Source organism: Asaia bogorensis NBRC 16594, assembly GCF_001547995.1.
GTDB classification, from domain to species: Bacteria; Pseudomonadota; Alphaproteobacteria; order Acetobacterales; family Acetobacteraceae; genus Asaia; species Asaia bogorensis.
Genome location: NZ_AP014690.1, coordinates 613,562 through 632,575, shown reverse-complemented (window position 1 = coordinate 632,575; position 19,014 = coordinate 613,562). Strand labels below are relative to the sequence as shown.

At 61.4% G+C, this 19,014-nt stretch carries 12 protein-coding genes and 1 riboswitch; of the genes, 4 read left to right on the top strand and 8 right to left on the bottom strand.

The window, feature by feature from the left end; all coding sequences use genetic code 11:
- The first annotated feature begins 679 nt into the window (after positions 1-679).
- The 4 genes from Asbog_RS02820 (at position 680) to Asbog_RS02805 (ending at position 5,383) form a co-directional block, all read left to right on the top strand.
- On the top strand, positions 680-1,798 hold the full coding sequence (locus Asbog_RS02820; protein ID WP_083510922.1) for a cation diffusion facilitator family transporter: 1,119 nt from the start codon (positions 680-682) through the stop codon (positions 1,796-1,798).
- Positions 1,792-2,691, top strand: coding sequence for a cation diffusion facilitator family transporter (locus Asbog_RS02815; RefSeq protein ID WP_023979167.1), 900 nt, complete (start codon positions 1,792-1,794; stop codon positions 2,689-2,691). The genes Asbog_RS02820 and Asbog_RS02815 overlap by 7 nt, the downstream gene beginning before the upstream one ends.
- Before the next feature lie 140 nt (positions 2,692-2,831).
- Positions 2,832-4,268, top strand: coding sequence for a chloride channel protein (locus Asbog_RS02810; protein WP_062164013.1), 1,437 nt, complete (start codon positions 2,832-2,834; stop codon positions 4,266-4,268).
- A gap of 119 nt (positions 4,269-4,387) precedes the next feature.
- Entirely contained in the window at positions 4,388-5,383 is a 996-nt protein-coding gene (locus Asbog_RS02805) for an LLM class flavin-dependent oxidoreductase (protein WP_062164012.1), read from the top strand.
- 143 nt (positions 5,384-5,526) lie between these two features.
- Here Asbog_RS02805 and Asbog_RS02800 read toward each other — a convergent pair whose 3' ends face one another.
- From Asbog_RS02800 to Asbog_RS02765, 8 genes are all read right to left on the bottom strand, one after another.
- Positions 5,527-7,359, bottom strand: coding sequence for a glycoside hydrolase family 15 protein (locus Asbog_RS02800; protein WP_062165675.1), 1,833 nt, complete (start codon positions 7,357-7,359; stop codon positions 5,527-5,529).
- A gap of 111 nt (positions 7,360-7,470) precedes the next feature.
- Positions 7,471-8,985, bottom strand: a complete 1,515-nt coding sequence (locus tag Asbog_RS02795) for a carbohydrate porin (protein WP_062164011.1) — start codon at positions 8,983-8,985, stop codon at positions 7,471-7,473.
- A 217-nt stretch (positions 8,986-9,202) separates the two neighbouring features.
- Positions 9,203-11,653 carry a TonB-dependent receptor plug domain-containing protein gene (locus tag Asbog_RS02790; protein WP_083510920.1) on the bottom strand — a complete coding sequence of 817 codons (2,451 nt, stop codon included), beginning with the start codon at positions 11,651-11,653 and terminating at the stop codon, positions 9,203-9,205.
- A gap of 136 nt (positions 11,654-11,789) precedes the next feature.
- Positions 11,790-12,446, bottom strand: a complete 657-nt coding sequence (locus tag Asbog_RS02785; RefSeq protein ID WP_083510678.1) for a histidine phosphatase family protein — start codon at positions 12,444-12,446, stop codon at positions 11,790-11,792.
- Positions 12,443-13,762 carry a cobyrinate a,c-diamide synthase gene (locus Asbog_RS02780; RefSeq protein WP_062164008.1) on the bottom strand — a complete coding sequence of 440 codons (1,320 nt, stop codon included), beginning with the start codon at positions 13,760-13,762 and terminating at the stop codon, positions 12,443-12,445. The genes Asbog_RS02785 and Asbog_RS02780 overlap by 4 nt, the downstream gene beginning before the upstream one ends.
- Before the next feature lie 90 nt (positions 13,763-13,852).
- Entirely contained in the window at positions 13,853-17,200 is a 3,348-nt protein-coding gene (gene cobN, locus Asbog_RS02775; protein ID WP_062164007.1) for a cobaltochelatase subunit CobN, read from the bottom strand.
- A gap of 3 nt (positions 17,201-17,203) precedes the next feature.
- Positions 17,204-18,217, bottom strand: a complete 1,014-nt coding sequence (gene cobW / locus Asbog_RS02770) for a cobalamin biosynthesis protein CobW (RefSeq protein ID WP_062164006.1) — start codon at positions 18,215-18,217, stop codon at positions 17,204-17,206.
- Complete coding sequence (locus tag Asbog_RS02765) at positions 18,214-18,630, bottom strand: DUF1636 family protein (protein ID WP_083510677.1); 417 nt, start codon at positions 18,628-18,630, stop codon at positions 18,214-18,216. The genes cobW and Asbog_RS02765 overlap by 4 nt, the downstream gene beginning before the upstream one ends.
- Before the next feature lie 143 nt (positions 18,631-18,773).
- A riboswitch (cobalamin riboswitch) is annotated at positions 18,774-18,978 on the bottom strand.
- Between the last annotated feature and the right edge of the window lie 36 nt (positions 18,979-19,014).

The following is a 19,014-nucleotide window of genomic DNA, read 5'->3' as shown; positions in this document are numbered from 1 at the left end:
TCACGCTGATCCGCTGAAAGCGGCACGGTGGTGATAGAGTAATGAGCGACAATTCCGCTCCGGATCCTGTGTTTTATTCCCACCGGGGAGGACACATCGCCCTTCCGGGAGTGAAGAGATCCGGCTGAAGCCGGACATGGAAACTGTGACGCCGCAGCCCCTTGGCACATCTGCCCGATGGACGACCGGAACTGGCCGCGCACGACCGGAACTGTCCTTTCGGAAGCCGGAAGACCCGAGGCGCAAACTCGGAAAAGCTGAGAGACCTTCACCAGAATACCCAATAACGTTAAAAGCTCATTAACGGCCAGTAGCCCAACTTCGTGCCACGCATACCACCCCAATAAAGCCGATAATTCAATAACGAAATTGAATGATTTGATGACAAACCCTTTCTGGACGGAATAACCACCCGAATCATTCACTTTCCATTCTATTCCTTTATCAGAAACCGGGCACATACATGTCGTTAAACAATCGATGCATTACAATTTGACTAAGTGTTTCGTAGTAACGATTTTAGAATTACGTTAACTTTTGAGACAGAATCACCCATATTGTGCGCCGCACGTCATTTCTCGCCCACAGTTCGGCTTCGCCTTGGCGGGTATCGTGTCGATGCCCTATATGATCCCTGACCAGCACAATCCCTGTGGCAATTTCTTTCGAGAGCAATTTCATGGCCGAACACGCCTGCGACCATGCCCACCACCATGATCATGACCCGCATGGACATGACGCGGATACGCATGAACACGGTCATGACGATCACGAAACGCACGGGCATGGGCATGGGCATGGGCATGGGCATGGGCATGGGCATGGGCATGGGCATGGGCATGGGCATGGGCATGGGGGACATCACCATGTTCATGAGCCCGCAAGTTATGGCGGTGCGTTCCTTCTGGGAATGGCGCTGAACATTGCCTATATCGTTGCCGAGACCATTTGGGGATTACTGGCTCATTCCCTCTCGCTCCTTTCGGATGCTGGCCATAACCTTTCCGATGTGCTTGGACTTGGGGCCGCATGGCTTGCCCATAGTCTGGCCCGGCGTGCGCCGACCACGCGCTTTACCTATGGGCTCAAGCGCTCCACCATCCTCTCGGCCCTAGGCAATGCGGTACTGCTGCTGCTGGTGACCGGCGGCATCATCTGGGAGGCTATCACGCGGCTTGTCGCGCCGGGGGAGGTTGCCGGGCGCGTGGTCATGCTGGTGGCGTTCGGGGGGATTCTGGTCAATGGCGCGACAGCCCTGCTTTTCATGCGGGGCGGCAAGGATGACCTCAATCTGCGCGGTGCCTTCCTGCATATGGCCGCCGATGCGCTCATGTCCTTTGCTGTGGTCATTACGGGTTTCGTCATCATGATGACGGGCTGGACCATTCTCGACCCCATCGTGAGCCTGCTGGTCTGTGTGTCCATCATCATCGGTACGTGGTCCCTTCTGCGCGCCTCACTCGATATGGCACTCGACGGCGTGCCCGAGCAGATCCGTCTGGATGAGGTCGAAGCCGGCCTGCTGGAGCTGCCTGATGTTGAGGGCCTCCATCACCTGCATGTCTGGTCGCTCAGCACGACTGAAACCGCGTTGACCGTTCATCTTGTCAGCAATGCCGACGCCACGAGGCAGGCCGGTATCCTGCGGGAGGCGACCGCCATGCTCGCCAAGCGCTTCAGGATCGGCCATGCGACCTTCCAGATCGAGGCAGCCGGGTCACCCTTTCCCTGTAGCCCTCATGATCACGGGATGACATGCGGCGACAATCCTGCCTGTCAGGGTGCCGTTTCATGCTGAAGCAGCCCGAAAAGATCGTTTTCGGCTGGTTCTCGCTGCTCGTCAGCCTTGTTGCCCTCGGGCTGAAATACGTGGCCTGGCGCGTCAGTGGCAGTTCTGCCCTGCTGTCGGACGCGCTTGAGACGATCATCAATGTCGCTGCCGCTCTGGGGGCTCTGTGGGCACTGAAAGTGGCGCAGCGTCCAGCGGATGAGAACCATACCTACGGGCATGACAAGGCCGAGTATCTCTCTGCCGTGAGCGAGGCTGTTCTGGTGGTGCTCACCGCCATAGGGATCGCCTGGGTCGCGTGGCAGAGCTGGTGGGCGCCCAATCATGATCTCGCCCCGTGGCGTGGCATCGTGTTCAACGCGCTTGGCGGTGTGGTCAATCTGGTCTGGGGGCTCGTTCTGGTGCGTCAGGGCCGCATGCGCCGCTCGCCCGCCCTCACAGCCAATGGCCGCCATGTCATTTCCGATGTCTGGACCACAGTCGTCCTGGTGATTGGTATCGCGCTCATTCCGCTCACCGGCTACACGCGCCTCGATGCCATTCTTTCGGCCCTTGTGGCCGTGAACGTCCTGCGCGTCGGATTCGACATGATGAAGCAATCCATCGCCGGTCTGATGGACGAAGCGCCGGACACGGACACACTCCAGATGATCCGCGCAGTCATCTCTGAACATGCCAGCGGTGCGATCGAGGCCCATGACATCCGGGTACGTACCGCAGGCAGTGTCAGCTTCATCGAATTTCATCTGGTGGTGCCTGGCACCATGACGGTATCGGACTCGCATGATATCTGCGACCGGGTCGAACACGCCTTGCGCCGTCATATCGGACGCGCCCTTATCCATATTCATGTCGAGCCAGAAGAAAAGGCCAAGCAGACCGGCATCCCGGTGCTGGCCTGAAACGATGAACGGGCGAACCGGAAAAGGCGACGCCCGTTACGTTTTTTCGTGACAAGAGTTTCTTGACCAGTCGCCTGGGGTGCTGGCAGGAGCGTTCCTCATCGGTCGGGGCTTCCTGACCCTCAGCCAGGCGAGAACCTATGCGCCCCAGCACCGCTTTGCGGCAAAAGAACCGGATTCTGCACCTGCGCCGCTCTGCGCGCCGAACCACCACGCAATGGCGACGCACCCTAACCTACTGGCTGGGCGCCATTCTGGTGGGCGTCGTGGCTGTCGCTTTCGCTGGTACGGCGGACTGGGCCGCACGCGCCAGAGGCCGTCTGCTGCACTGGGATCCCTATGTCATGCTGGTGGTCGTACCCGCGGGTCTGGCCCTTTCAACCTGGCTCACCCGTCGCTTTTTTGCAGGTGCGCAAGGCAGTGGTATCCCCCAGACCATCGCCACACTGCATATCGAGAACTTCTCGATCGTTAATCGTGTTCTCTCGCTGCGCATCGCCTTCGCCAAGATCATCCTCACCTGTTTTGGCCTGCTTGTAGGCGCATCTATCGGCCGCGAGGGTCCTACGGTGCAGGTTGGCGCCGCGATCATGCACGGCTTTTCGCGATTGCTTGGCATCTCGAACGTGGCAGCCCGTCGCGGCGCCATTCTTGCTGGCGGTGCCGCAGGCGTCTCGGCTGCCTTCAATACGCCTCTGGCCGGAATCGTTTTTGCCATTGAGGAACTCTCGCACTCCTTCGAGCAGAAAACATCGGGCACCATGCTGACCGGTGTCGTGCTCTCCGGTGTGACGGCCATCGCTCTCGTCGGCAATTACTCGTATTTCGGGCATACGGATGTCGATGTCCCCATTGGCACAGCCTGGATTGCGGTGCTGACCTGCGGCATCGTAGGGGGGATTGCGGGCGGAACATTCTCGGCCCTGCTCATCCGCTTCTCCAAAGGCCTGCCAGGGCGCATCGGGGCGCTGATCAAGGCACGACCAGTTGCCTTCGCGGCGTTGTGCGGTCTGGTTCTGGCACTGCTTGGGCTGGTATCGCACGGCGCGACCTACGGCACAGGCTATACCCAGGCACGCGCGATCATTGACGGCTCGGAGCATTATCCGGCGTCGTTCTTCGTACTGAAATTCATCGCGACCGTCGTGTCCTATTGCTCGGGTATTCCGGGCGGCCTCTTTGCCCCTTCCCTGTCCGTTGGTGCCGGAATCGGCGGCTGGATCGCGCAATATCTGCCCCATACAACAGCTGGCGCCGTGGTGCTGCTGGGTACGGTGGCCTATTTCTCTGCCGTGGTGCAGGCCCCGCTGACAGCGACGGTCATTGTCATGGAAATGTGCGACAACCAGCAGGTGACGCTTGCGCTGATGGCCACGTCCTTTCTCGCTTTCGGTGTCTCGCGCATGATCTGCAAGCACGCGCTTTATGGCGCGCTGGCCGACCGCTTCATGGAGGCAGCGCATAGCGCCGCCCCTGCCCCGATCTATACGCGCAGCAGCCCCAACCCCAGCCCTGCCATCGAGACTCTGGTCGAGGAAAGCGACCGGAAACCGGGCGACAAGCCCCACGAGGCCTGATCCGAGGCCAGAGCCCGGCGGTTACGTGCCCCGCGATTGATCTGATACGCCGCGAGGCTACGCCCCCCGGATCGCTCCGGGGGCTTTCAGAGCGCCAGGCAGCATCCCATATCGGGATTATGACACCGCTCTCAGTACTCGATCTCTCCTTCATTCGCGAAGACGGCACGGTTCGGGATGCTCTTCTTGAGTCCCGCAATCAGGCAGTTCATGCGGAGGCCCTTGGCTTTCATCGCTACTGGGTGGCCGAGCATCACGCCATGCCCGGCATTGCCTCGGCGGCCACAAGCGTTGTGATCGGCCATCTGGCCGCAGCCACGCAGACAATGCGCATCGGGGCGGGGGGCATCATGCTGCCCAACCATGCGCCGCTCGTCATCGCCGAGCAGTTCGGCACGTTTGAGGCGCTCTTTCCCGGACGCATCGATCTCGGGCTCGGCCGGGCACCGGGTTCCGATCAACGCACTATGCGTGCGCTGAGGCGTCATATCGACCACGCCGAACGCTTCCCCGATGATGTGCTCGAGCTCATGGCCTATCTCTCGCCTGCAGGCAGCGCCAATGGTGTAGTGGCCACGCCGGGCGCCGGAGCAAACGTGCCGGTCTGGCTCCTGGGGTCATCGCTGTTCTCGGCGCAGCTTGCTGCGGCGCTGGGACTGCCTTTCGCCTTTGCATCGCATTTTGCGCCGCAGATGATGGAGCAGGCGATCGCGCTTTATCGTCGCGACTTCCAGCCTTCGGCCCACCTGGCCGCACCCTATGTAATGCTTGCGGTCAACGTGATTGCCGCCGACACAGCAGAAGAAGCCGATTATCTTGCCACGTCACGGCGCCTGTTCGTGGCAGCCCTGCGTCAGGGGAAACCCGGACGCATCCTGCCGCCGGTCCTGCCAGAAGATCTCCCCTGGCCTCGAGAGGTCAGTGCACAACTCGATACGATGCAGGGTACCAGCCTGATTGGCACAAGTGAGCAGGTGGCTGAGGGTATGGAGCAATTCATGTCCCGCCACGCGCCCGATGAACTGATGATCAGCGCGCCGATCTATGCCCCCGCAGCCCGCCTGCACGCACTGACGCTTGCCCGCGAGGCGTGGAGGCTTACGGGGCGCAGCTGATTCCGCCCTGCACGCAGTTAGTCCTATCTTGCTCCTGCGTCAGGCCCGGTAACGGACCAACAGGATGCGAAGCCGTGAGAGTGAGCCGTTCACCCTTAACCAAAGCGTGAACGGCCCATCCAATCGTCAGTGCAGTGCCCGCCTCAGGACAAATCAAAAGCCTTCATCCTGTTGCCTGCAAGCGCGCAGGCTGCATGGATGACGCCGAGATGGCTCAGCCCCTGCGGTGTGTTGCCCAGATACATTCCCGTCTCCGGGTTGATCATTTCGGCCATGATGCCGGTATTGCTCGGCAGACGTTCGAGGAAACTGGCGTAAAGCGTTTCGGCCTCATCTTTCTCCCCCAGAAGATACAGCGCCTCGACCATCCAGCAGCTACAGGCCAGAAAAGCGCCCTCCTCCTCACGCATGCCGGTATAGCGGAACAAAAACGGCCCGTGGCCAAGTTCCTCTCGTATCGCACGCAAGGTCGAGAGCATACGATCGCGCCTGTCCAGACCAAAGGGAACGGCAAGCGCGATCGATGCGTCCAGACCGTCCGATCCGGGGTAGAACAGATAAGCCTTGCGCCTGTCGCACCAGCACTCACGGTCGATCCATTCCAGGATACGCTCTTTCTCACGCGCCCAGCGCGGCGCGCGGTCCTTGGCCAGATGCCCACGCTCGGCCATCTGGCATGCGCGATCCAGTGCCTGCCAGCAGCTGATCTTGGACATGGTATAGTGCTGGTCCTCGGTCAGCTCCCAGATCCCGGCGTCTTTCTGGCGCCAGTGATCGGCGCAGCGATCGGCGAGATCGGCGAGAAGCACGGCGGTTTTCTGGTCGAGCAGATTGCCTCGCGAGACGAACAGCGCCGCCGTCTCGAAAATATCGCCATAAATACCATGCTGATGCTGACCCGCCGCGCGGTTGCCGCTCACGACAGGCTTGATGCCGCGATAGCCCTCAACCTCGTCGTAGACAATCTCGTCATCGACACTCTGCCCGGAGAGGCCATACATCACCATCGGGCCTGACTCGCCAAGGTGATGCACAAGCCAGGCCAGCGCGGCCTTGACCTCCGCCACCGCGCCAAGCCGCAGGAAGGCATTCGCCACATAGGCGGCATCGCGTATCCAGGCGTAACGGTAATCCCAGTTCTTGCCGTCCTTCAGCCGTTCGGGCAGCGAGGTCGTGGCTGCCGCCGCAATAGCCCCGCTCGATGAATAAAGCAGCAGTTTGAGTGCCAGCGCACTGCGCCGGACCTGCTCACGATAGGGGCCGTCATAATGGAGCGTGTTGGCCCAGCTACGCCACGCCTCATCACTGGTCTCGATACGCCCGTCGATCTCCTCGACGCTCGGTACGGCAAGAGGCTCGTTTTCGGTTGCGACCAGCGCCACGAGGGCATGGGTTTTCTCACCCACCACGATCTCGGCCTCGATGGCCTCGTCCTCTTCGCGGAGGATGCGCATGTTGGGCGTGTGCACCATATGGGCGAGCACGGACCCCACATGGAAGATATTGCCGTTCTGTGTGGTCTGGATCCAGGGCGCGACAGTGCCACAGCGCGTACCGAGCCTGAAACGCACGATGAATGTCATGCGCCCCGTCAAACCCTCGATACGCCGTGCAAATTCGGTCCAGGGCAGACGCCCGGCGAAGGTACTGTTTAGCGATTCTGTAAGCCTGGCCGAACCCGTCTCGGTTTCGATCAGGGTTTCGAGAACATTGCTGTCCTCACGATAGCGCCGCGTGGCCTTGTAGGCGCCGACAGGGCGTATCTGGAAGAAGCCGCCCGCACGATGCAGGAGACGATCAAACATCGGAGGCGAGTCTATATTGGGAACGCAGAGCCAGTCCACACTACCATCCGGCGCCAGCAGCGCCACACAACGGCCGTCGCCAAGGGCTGCATAATCCTCGATTGGCCAGAACCCGTCGAGGGGCCCTGCGGGAGAGAGCTCCCTGGCCAGTGCGGGAAGGTCGTGCGTCATGGGCGCTTCTCTCTCGATCATGCTGAGCTGACAGGCCGTGGCGATGGCCAGGCAGTCTCGTCGGGCCATTGCAACAATCGAGAGAGGGGCAAGGTTGCCCCCCGGTATTTTTCAGAAGATTTCTATGTGGCTCTTGAAGCCCAACATGGCTTGGTCGCGCAGCTGTTTCTGGGCACCCGGATTGAAATAATACTGGAAGTCAGGCGCAAAGGTGACACCGCGCAGCACGTGGATCTGATACATCGCTTCCACGACATACGCGCTGGTCTGCGGGAACAGCGAACCATTGGGCAAAGGCAGGCCCTGCGCTGCGTACAGACGCTGGGAGCGCGTCAGATCGTCCGACACATGGGTCCATGAAAAATTCACGCCGACCGCATCGAGCGGGCGCGACTTCCAGAAACCGCGATCCAGCACACCAAACGAAAGCTGATCGGCGCGGGTCTGTGTCTGGGCCTTGTTGAAATAGGCAGCCCCGATCAGGGTCACACCGGCATCAGGGGCCTGACCGGGATGATGATAGACCATCTGGTCAACCAGCCCCCAGGCGGCCCAGGCACCATGCACATCGCGTGGCTTGAGCCCGCTCAGGGCAAAGGGATTGCCGTTGCCGTCGTAGTAATTGTCCTTGTGGTCTGCCGTGTCATAGGCGAAGCCCGCCTTGTAATGGCCCGGCAGGGAATGGTCATGGCCGAAACGCGGCTCCCAGATGAACTCGACCGGCATGGCCTCGCCATCGATTGTGGCACCGTTGAACTTGAAACCCGTGCGCATCTGGGCATTGCCGTAAATGGCCTGTGTCTGGGTGAAATAGACACCGAACTGGAAGATCGTGTTGTCGGTCGGTCTCAGGCGGAAGCGGGCTGCCCAGTTGGCGTCGGGATAAGAGGCATGGGCGGTGTTATCGCTCGACGCTTTCGGATTGCCGCAGAACGCGTTGTTCATGAAGTTGCAGTAGAGCGGGTTGGCCGAGAAATCTGACAGGAAGGACATGCGCCCCGCTGCGACATCGAAGCGGTCGTTGAACATCGTCTCTTCGCCATAGGCGTAAACAAGGTGGACGAATACGTTACCACCGCCGCCATAGATTTCCTGACTGGGGTTCAGATTGTCTCCGAACATGCGGCTGGCCGGAATACCGTAACGCCCGACAATCACGTCATGGGTGGAGAAACCGGTCCAGCCTGCCAGACGCTCCCAGTCGATATCGTTTTCCATCGAATACTGACCGGCATTGCTGGCGCCTTGGCGCAGACCAAGGCCTTTTGTCGGGGCATTGAGCATGCCTGACATCTCGTTCGTATTGTCGAGCAGGATCGCTATACCGCGTTCACGCAACCAGGCATTGATGCCCAGAGGATTGACGAAAATTGCCTCCGGCTTGGGCAGAGGGGCGACCGTCGTGTCCTTGTGCAACTCCGAAAGCGATGTCTGGGTCAGGGCAGAGGGCTGCTGCCCTGCATTGACCGCACCGAGCCCGGCGGGGGCAGGAACAGAATTCGCTGCCACGGCGGGGCCGGTCTGTGCGGATGCTATGGCCGTTGTTGACTGCTGCGCGTGAGCCACGGAGGTCAGGCAGGAAACGGCAAGGCAGGCGGAAAAGAAGCGCAGGACGGTAGAAGACAATGTCTGGCTCAAGCTCCCTGTGAACAGATGACCGTCTTTTAAGAAAACTGACAGGTTTTTTGGACCCTGAGAGTCGTCATTTTATGCCGGTTTCGTGAGCAGACCACCACTGACGGGGAAAAAACACCGTTAAATCTGATGCAAAGCCCTCACGACAAATCATTGCTGGACCGGCATAGCCGGTCGCAGCAGGGGGAACGTCGCGTTAATCGCCGATTCAGAGATCGTAATTCACGCGGAAATAGTAGTAGCCGCCGTTAATGCCGAGCTGTGACGTGCTCATGTAATATTGCGGGGCACCCAGGTAGCGGTTTCCGTCAGGCACGCGGCTGGGATAGGCCGAGAAAATGTTGTTGCCGCCGATCGTGGCCGTCCAGCGCGGGGTGATGCGGTAGGACACGTCCAGATTGGTCGTCCATTTCGGCTTGTTCTGGTACTCCAGAAAATGCGTCGTGCTGAACTGATAAGGGCCCGGCGCATAATAGGTCAGCTGGTTGGTTGTCTGGCCCCAGCGGATCTCGTGCAGGCCGACGATCCACTTGGCGTGTGTCCAGTTTCCACCAAAGATGATCTTGCTGCGCGGATAGGCCGTCGTCAGATAGGCAATCGACGCTGCATTGAGCAGCGGCGCGCCCGTGACGGGGTTGCTCGCCTGATGCGACAGACGCGTCCGGTTGAGGTTGATCGCGGCATCCCAGTCGATACGACCATAGGCGCCGAGCTTCGTCAGATAGGTGACCGTGATATCCAGACCCTGTGTGCGGGTGCTGGCCACATTGGCAAACCAGTTGGCCGTGATCGCACTCTGGTTCCATGTGCTGATATCTGCGGGCAGCGCAAAGCCGTTCATCTGCATGGCGCTGATGGCCGTTGCACCCGAGATATTGCCCCCCGGCATGATCCGGTCGCGCATGTTGATCTGGTAGATATCGGTCGTGACATGCAGATTGCGGATCGGCTCGACGATAAACCCACCCTCGGCATTGGTCGAACGCTCCGGCTTCAGGCCAGACGAGCCATTGGCCAGCGCACCGGGTGAGCCCGCACCGATCAGACCACGCGCTGCAGTCGGCGAGATATTGAGGGCCGAGTAGTATTTCTGGGCCAGTGTCGGCGCATGAAAGCCGTTGCTGATCGTGCCGCGCAGCGCGATACGGCGCGTGATGTCATAACGCAGCGAGACCTTGCCGTTCTGGGTGTTGCCCACATCGGTATAGTGCTCGTAACGCCCGGCCAGGTCGAGTTGCAGCCCCTTGGCGAGATAGGTCGAGATATCGAGATAGCCCGCCGCGACATCGCGGCTGTAATTGCCCGCATTGCCCGGATTGGTACCCGCCAGAGCATCGGAGCCATTACCATAGAGCGACCCCGGCGATCCCGTTCCCACGGAATAGCCTTCATAGCGATAGGACGCGCCACCGGCGAAGTTCACGCTATGCGGCCAGCCACTGAACGTGAATTTGCGGCTGAAATCGAAATCATTCGTCCATTGCTGGTTGTTGAAACCCTGGACATTGAATGAGGTCGGCGTGGCGCCAGTCGCCTTGTTGGTCGAGAGATTGACCGAGTTGATCAGCCCGATATCGTCGTAATCGCGGCCATAGACGCTCGACACGTCCCAGTGCCAGCCACGGAAATCACCCTTGATGCCAGCCTTGAGCTCATAGTCATTTTCGTTGAGCGTCTCGACCGGCGAATAGCCCCAGGGGTAGATCGCCTTGTAGGCGGGATAGGCATTCAGCGATGAGGCCAGACGGTAGTTCTGGTAGGATTGCGCATAGCGATGGGCATAGGTGCCGAGTGCGTAAAGCTGGATGTTGTCCGTCAGATCATAGCCTGCATTGACGGAAACGCTCTCGCGCGTCTGCTCCGGCTGGCTCAGGATATTGTTCTGATAGGTACCGGTGCGGTTATCGGCAGCACTGCGATAGGTGTGATCCTGATGGACGAAGTCACCGCTGACATGCACGAAGCCGCGCGAGCCCAGACCGGCCCCGCCATCGAGATAGACACCCTGCTGGAAGCCATCGCCCTCTGATGTGATGCCGGTAATGTTCTGGGCATGAAAGCCACGCGCCTGCTTCTTCAGGATGATATTCACCACCCCTGCCACGGCATCCGAGCCGTACTGGGCGGAGGCACCATCACGCAGCACTTCCACATGGTCGATCGCCGACATCGGGATCATGTCAATGTCAGATGCCGTCGAGCCCTGCTGCGGGCCCGGGTTGGAATAGATATTGGCCGTGTTGTGACGGCGCTTGCCATCAACAAGTACGAGCGTCTCATTGGGGTTCAGGCCACGAAGGCTGATCGTGTCCGTCATCGCACCCGCATCGAAACCGGCGGTCGGGGTGGTGAGCGACGGCAGAAGAAGCGAGAGCGCATCGCGCAGCGTGCCCTGCCCGGTGGCAGCAATCTGCTTGTGCGACACGATATCGAGCGGCGCGATGGAATCACGCGCCTTCTTGCCGATCTCGCGCGTGCCCGTCACCACGATGGCCTCACTGCCACCATCGGCATCGCCAGCGTGAACCGGCGCAGACTGGCGCGTGCGCAGCGCGTTTTTCTTGCCGGCATGGCTGGCCGCCGGTTTGGCCGGGGCCGCAATGCTGCTTGCGGGGTCTGCTGAGGCTGTTTGCGCCAGCGCCTCACCCCCGCAGGACATCAGACACGTCGAGGCAATGAGGAAAAACACCCCCTTGCGCGCAACTGATGGCAGGAGGGTATGGGAGCGTAACAGCATGACAAACCTTACCGTTGATTCAGGATTGCCCCACTCCTCATTCGTCTGTTGCAGTTTGTCAACGGATCGGCGGCTTTTGCGCAACAAACCCACCGGGATTGTTGAAAAAATGCAACAGAATTGCCGCACCCTGTGCAGGGGCCGGGTCTGACACCTCGAAAGGGCGGCGCTCCGCCAGCGCCAGCATCACGCGCAACGGGCCACCATGTGTGACGATGCAACAATCCTGCGCCGCCGCCATGCGCTCCTGCCAGAAACCCGTCACACGGTGCGACAGGGCCTGCACGGTTTCGCCCCCACCCGGCGCATACCCCATCGGGTTGTCCGCCCATTCATCCAGCGCATCGCGGGGCACGTCTGACCACAGACGGTTTTCCCAGGTGCCAAAATCCAGCTCGGCCAGACGGGAATCGCTCTCACACGCCATCGGCCTTTGTCCTGCCTGAGCACCCTGTCCGGATACATCGACCAGCAACTGAGCAGAGAGCGCGCAACGTGATGCGGGCGCATGAAACACCCGGATTTCAGAGGGCAAAGGAGCCCCCATCGTGCCTGAGGATCGCGCGACCGTTCCGTCGCACCAGATACGTTTCCAGCCAGCGACACAGTCCTGCCAACCCGTGGCCAGATCAACATCCAGCCGCCCGTAACACAGACCCGCCGCCACCTGCACCGCAGGGTGGCGCGCCAACAGCATGGAAAAAGCCGGTGTCATGAATCTGAAGGTGGTCTGGGACCAGACAGCATGTGAAAGAACGTGCCCGAAACCAGACCACGTCGGCTGCCCGCCTCGCCGAGATCCTGCCCCTCACCATCACGCAGCGTCACGAAAGCCTCGTCCGAGCCGCGATCCGTGACGCTCGCATAATGGAATTCATGCCCACGCAGCACCTGTCCGGCCGCGCCGAGCACGCCATCATGGCACAGCCGCGCTTCACGATAGCCGAGCACCATCCTGCGGCGTGCGAAGGAGGTGCGGTGCGATAACAGCCCCAGCATAGGATGGGTCGTACCCGATGCATCCTCGAGACCCGCGCCCAGCACCATATATCCGCCACACTCGCCATGGACCGGTCGTGTCTCCGCAAAACGCGTCATGCCTGCCCTGAAGCGGCTGGCTGCTGCCAGTGATGCGGCATGCAATTCCGGATAACCACCGGGCAGCCAGCAGCAATCCGCATGCTCCGGTGGTGCTTCATCAGCCAGGGGCGAAAAGGGCAGGATTTCCGCCCCGGCCTCACGCCATGTCCGGGCATGATGGGCGTAAAGGAAGGAAAAGGCAGCATCATCAGCCAGAGCGATAACCTGCCCCGGGGGCCTGAGTGTAGCCCTGTCCTGCGGGGCAGCCGGGCGATACACCGCAGCCATGTCGAATATGGCGTCAAGATCGAGCTCGGCATCGGCCTTGTCTGCCAGAGCCGCAAAAAAACCAGCCAGATCGCCACGCTCGCGCGCCTGCACCAGCCCCAGATGACGCTCTGGCAGCACGATACCCCTGTCGCGCCGGAACACGCCTAGAGGAGGATTCCGCAAGGCGGCGCGGCAGAGCCTTTCATGACGGTCCGAAGCGATATTGTTCAGAACGGTGCCGGCAATGCGCACATCAGGCATCCAACCGGCCATACCCTGTGCAATGGCACCCACGGTCTGTCCCTGCCCGCTCGCATCGAGCACCAGCAAAATAGGCATGGCGAAAAGCGAGGCGATATCGGAGGCGGCCCCACGTGCGCCGTCCTCAAGGGAGAGACCATCGAACAGCCCCATGGACGATTCCACGATGACCAGATCCGCCTCTTCCGCCGCCTGGGCCAGCCCTGCGGCCATCTGGCCACGGGTCATCGCCCAGCTATCGAGATTGGCGCAGGGTGCCCCGGATGCCTCCTGATGAAACGCGGGATCGATATAGTCGGGGCCTGTCTTGAGCGCCCGCACCGTCAGCCCCCTGCGGCGGAAGGCGGCAATGAGCGACAAGGTGAGCGTGGTCTTGCCCGAACCGGAGCGCGGGGCTGCCACCATCAGCATACGGGTCATGGACTCTCTCTCATGATGGATGCATTCACGAGCCTAGTCTTACGCCTCAGAACCGCAGGCGCGCTGGACCGGGGTTGCCCTCTTCGCAGATCAAACCGGCTCATCGTCGCTCGCCAGCACTCTTGCGACGGCATTGCTGCGCGGCCGCCACAGATCGCGATCGAGCAGATCGGCAAAACGGTGCTTCATGTCTGACAGTGCCTCCGGGTTATGGGCCTCCAGAAACGCGGCGCATTCCTCGTTTTCCAGCAAAGCCGAGAAGGCAAGATCGATCTGTCGGTCCAGCCGTGTGGGCAGGGTCGCCGCCCAGCCCTGAAGCGCTGCGACACCACGCGCCATTTCCGCCGCACCCCGATAGCCATGGCGCATCATGCCCGCAATCCAGCGCGGATTGGCCAGTCTGCCCCGTGTTACACGCGCCACTTCCTGCGCCACATCGCGCAGCCGGGGCGTATCGGGCTGGCTGGTATCGCCATGAAGCAGGATCGGTGAATTCCCAAGGCTGGACGCTGCGGCACCGAGCCCACCTTCATGCGCTGCCATATCAACGCTTTCGAGCAGATCCGTCTCGGCATGGTCCTGCATGTGCAGCACGACCTCTGCCCGGCCGAGACGACTGGCAAGCTCCGCCCCGGCCCTGACGCCTTCCCGACCGCCGCCATAGCTCCATTGTGACCCTTCAAGATAGCGACGGCCAAGCTCGTCCCTGTCCTTCCAGCCCCCCTGGCTCAGTGACGCCTCGAGTCCTGTGCCATAGGCCCCCGGTGCCGCACCGAATATGCGCGAACTGTCAGGGTCGAGAGTGAGCGGGTTCCACTCCGCGTCTTCGGCACGCGCGGCTACGGCGCGTGAGGCCTGATCAAACAGATCGATCAGCCCCGGAAAGGCATCGCGGAACAGCCCAGATATACGCAAGGTGACATCCACACGGGGCCGGTCAAGCACGGTGAGCGGCACGATCTCGAAGCCGCAAAGCCTGCCACTTGTGGCATCCCACCGGGGCTGAACGCCCATGAGCAGGAAAGCCAGCGCCATATCCTCCCCCCCCGTGCGCAGCGTGGCGCTGCCCCACAGATCGAGCACGAGATGACGCAGGTTTTCGCCTTCCTCCTGGATATGCCGTGCCAGCAGAAGCTCGACCGTACGATGGGCCAGAAGCAGGGCGGCCCGCGTGGGCACCATGCGCGGGTCGGTCGTTGTCAGGTTGCGGCCTGTCGGCAGCACATCCAGACGCCCGCGTGTGGGTGCGCCCGAGGGGCCGGGGGGGATGAAACGACCATCGAGCGCCGCCAGAAGAGCCAGACGCTCGGCCTCGGGACAGGCATTCAGACGCGCCCGCACCGCCTCGGGGGGGACATGGGCTGTTTCGGACAGCATCGCGACCAGCGCATCATGGCGGGGCGGCGTACAGCCGAAAACATGCAGGCCATCGCGTATCTGGAGGTCCTTGACGTCGCACAGATAGGCATCGAGCCGCGCCAGCGCCTCGGCCTCATCCGCCGAATCATCCCTGGGCGTCCCCACGCGTGCCTTGCGCCCGTCGGCCCCTTCCCGGCCGGTAGCGCATGAATGGCTTTCGGCCAGCACTCCCAGATCGGCAGCCCGATCAAGAATCTGACGGCGCAGCATGGTGCCGCGTCGCTTGTCCAGCCCGTCTGCCTCGGCATATTCGTCGATCAGGCGTTCAAGGGACTCCATGGCGCTGTCGAGCCCTGCACGCTGCACGGGCGGGGTCATGTGACCGATCATCACCGCACCGAGGCGCCTCTTGGCCGCAGCGGCTTCACCGGGGTTGTTGACGATGAAAGGGTAGATGACCGGTACCCCGTCCAGCAGCACAGCGGGGGCACATTCAGGTGAGAGCGCCACCGCCTTGCCGGGCAACCATTCCAGCGTGCCATGCGTGCCCAGATGTATCATTGCACTGATATCGCCGATGCGGCGCAGCCAGAGATAGAAGCCGATATAGGCATGGCAGGGCGCAATATCGGGGTCGTGATACTGCGCCTTGCGGTCAGCTTCCTCACCACGACCGGGCTGAAGGGCCAGAATGAGGGCGCCGACGCGCAGAAAGCGCGCCTTGACCGGCTGAGAGGGCATCCCCCATGTCGCAATGATTTTTTGCCGGAACGACTCAGGCAGGGTGTCGAAAGCCGCCCGATAGGCGTCGGCACTCATGATGAGAGTGGGCGCGGCGCGGCACAATCTGTCTGGCAGTTCTGACGCGACAAGAGGCGGCACGTCGTATCCCGCACTGGCCAGCATGGTGGCGATGGCCTCGACACTGGCAAAACTATCCAGCCCAACAGCGTGGGCGGCCTGCCCTTCGGCGCCGGGATAATCGGAGAGAACCAGCGCCAGACGCCGCTCGCCTGGCGTTTCGGCTGCCAAACGCAACCAGCCCTGCATCTGGCGCACAATTTGCGCGATACCGGGGGCATAAGCCACGCGCCGGGCTGGCAGGCCGGGCGGTGCCTCATCGCGAAACGATATGGGTGCCCCTGAAAGACGACCGTCAAATTCGGGCAGGACGATCTGCATGGCAAGATCGGACGGTGACAGCCCCCGGGCGGCCTTGCGCCACCCTTCAAGCGTCGTGCCCGGCTGGAGCAGCTGGACGATGGGCACACCCGCTGCTTCAAGGACCGATGCCCCGCCATCATCCCCACGAGAGGCGAAGAACGTGGCATTCAGAATGATGTCGGGGGGATCGTCCACAAGCCACCGGTCGAGAAAAGGCACGACTTTGGCCGCGCGAAGGGACGAGACATACACCAGATCGACCCCGCATCCGGCAGCCGCGATCGCCTCTGCCAGCGCATCGATCCCATCGAGATCGGCAGAAAGGAGGTGGGCGCGGTAGAACACGACCAGAGCCCGACTGGAGACGTCCGTGTTCAGGCGACGGTAAATTCCGGCCTCAGGCAGCTTTTCGGCCTCGGCCCCGTCATCCGCATTTAATCCGCCAATAGCCCCCATAAGGGTGAGCGCACAGCGCAGATTGCGTGTTCCGCCCTCGCGAAACAGGCTGTCGAGCCGGGCCCACTGGGCGGGCGCGATGCTCGAAAGGCTTTCGAGTGCAGTATTCGGCGTGGCCTCGCCGGTGATGAAGGCCAGTGGAATGGCCTTTTCCCGGCAGACGAGCCTGAGTTCATCCACGCCGTAACGCCAGTATTCGGTACCCCCGAGCAAGCGCACCACTACGCAACGTGCATGGGCAATCGTCTGCTCCAGATAAAGATCGACCGACAGGGGATGACGCAGGCGCGACAGGGTGGCGACCTGTAAACTGGGGTCTGACGCCCTGTGCACATCGCGCAGGCCTAGCAAATCACTTTCGGAAAACGACAGCAGGACAAGATCGGCTGGCGCGTGGGCAAGGTCCTCGGCCACAGCCTGCCCATCCAGATCATGCGTTTCCCGAAAGAGAATATGCACGGCTCAGCCTGCGTCGAAGCTGCGCTGCACAGCCGCGGGGTCAAGCCCATGCAAACCGATCACAACCAGCCTGCCCTCTGGCGCCTCGCCCTGCTCATAGGCATGTCGGATGCGCGCGCCCACCGCCTGCACGCCCAGACGAAGGCTCTTGCCGGCCACGCGGGCAAAGCCTTTCATACGCAGCACATCATGCTCACGCGCCACCTTCTCGAGTCTGGCGATAAAGGCTTCGGCACTGGCCTGTTCGGGCAGGCTCAGCACGAAACTCGTAAAATCGTCATGCTCATGCTCATCTGCCCCGTCATGATGCGAGGGGCGTGCTGCCAGATCGTCCTCTGCCGCAGCGGCAAGGCCGAGCAGCACAGCCGGATCGACACGCCCTTCACGGGCGCGAATCACGCGCACCCGACGCTTGCGTGCAGCAAGACCGGCCTCGACCGCAGTGAGGGCGGCGTCATCCAGCAGATCCGTCTTGTTGAGGATGACCAGATCGGCTGAATCCAGCTGATCCTCGTAAACCTCTTCGAGCGGGTTATCATGGTCGAGCGACTCATCTTCCTCGCGCTGCTTCGCCACGGCCTCAGGGTCATCGGCAAAGCGGCCATCGGCCACTGCCGGCGCATCTACCACGGTAATCACGCCATCCACCGTCATGCGCGTGCGCACGCTCGGCCAGCCGAACGCCTTGAGCAGCGGCTTGGGCAAGGCAAGACCCGAGGTCTCGATGACAATGTGATCGGGTGGGGTCGGGCGATCAAGAAGGGCTTCCATGGTGGGGATGAAATCATCCGCCACGGTGCAGCACAGGCAGCCATTGGTCAGTTCGACAATATCTTCCTCAGGGCAGTTCGGAATACTGCACCCGCGCAGGGTCTCGCCATCGATGCCCAGAGAACCGAATTCATTGACCACGATCGCGATGCGGCGGCCATCAGATTTCTCGATCAGGTGACGCAGCAGGGTGGTTTTACCCGCACCAAGGAAGCCGGTGATGATGGTAACAGGAATCTTGCTCATGACAGTCTTTCAGATGCGGCAGGTTGGGCAGGTGCAGCAGGTTGAAGAGATTCGCCTGACGGCGACAACTGGCCAGGAAAACGCCCCAAAATAATATCGCGCAGGCTTTCAGGACGCTTTGAGGGCATGACCGTACCTGAGCGCGAGTGTTCATAGGCCTTGGCATAGACCATCAGATCCTCCGCCAGTTCAGGCCTCAACCCTCCCAGAAGCCACGACCATTTGCCGGGCATGGACAGGGTGGCGGTGCAGCCCCGCTGGCACGCCGCAAGACATTTGACCCCCTCGACACGCACACCGGCGGTGGTCGCCTGCTGCAAGAGGGCCTCGTGCAGCGCCTCACCCCCATCCCTGCAGGTAAGGCAGACATGAATGACGGGAGGCGTATCGCAAGATGTTATCGGTTCGGCCATGAACAATCCCGGACCAGGCCCGCAAAACGGGCGCAACAGGGCACAAGGATGATTGCCGGGATATCCCGGCCTGCCATAAGCCGCCCCTCGATGAAGGGTGCGGGTTCATGGTCTGTCGCGCTCCGGGCACCCCGCCGGATCGTGAAATCGGTGACGCGACGGCAGGTCTCCTGGCTCATGGTCCCGGTTGCCCGGCATTGCCGCCCCCTTCCCGGCATGGTCACCAGTGGGCTGCGACGGCAATGACATACCACCTACAGTTGCGGGGGCAGCGCAGGACTGATGCACATGGCACGCACCTGCTTCCCTTTTCACCCCTTGCGAGGCACCGTCGCTTATTTCCTAGCAGCTTTGCCAAAGGAGATGCAAAGCCCGGAAAGGACA